Here is a 561-nt window from a genome sequence, read left to right on the forward strand (position 1 = left end):
TAGGCCGCAAGCGAGGCCCAACGCGCCTCGAGCGCAAGCAGATCAGGCGTGACGCGTTCAGGTAGAGCGGCCACGACGGGCGCGACAACGCCGGGTACCTCGTGACATCGGCAGCATCGATATCGTGGGCTCGGCAGCGCGAGCTTGCCAAAGCACGTGCGCACGGTGATTGTGCGCTTGTCCTTGAGTTGCCGGGGCCGAAGGCAACACGGACAAGGCCGCTGGGGTCGGGAATGATCCGTCACCTGAGCATCGGTGATCGCGATCTGGAGTGCAGCAAGGGCCTTCTTCGCTTCTTCCAGCGTCAAGCCGAGCTCATCAATCAACAGCGCACCGTCTGTTCGGTCGAAGCTGATAATCTCTTGCGTTTCGCCTGCTGCGTCGCCGCCGTCGATCATGAGTTGAATGGCAAACCGCATCCACATCCCTCCTTATCTGCTGGAGAGGAAAGCATGCCAACCGGTTGAGGTCAGCCCCTTGTCAACCTTGACCCGACTTGAACACCTGGACGAGAACACAAAAAGAACATAGCCAAGTAAGTCATTGATTTTTAGTGACCGT

At 58.5% G+C, this 561-nt stretch carries 1 pseudogene; it reads right to left on the bottom strand.

What is annotated here, in order from left to right:
- A pseudogene (locus tag ACWGTI_RS32655) lies at nt 1–419 on the bottom strand (hypothetical protein); the annotation flags it as partial.
- Nucleotides 420–561: the final 142 nt, after the last annotated feature.

This window comes from Mesorhizobium sp. ArgA1 (assembly GCF_053714375.1).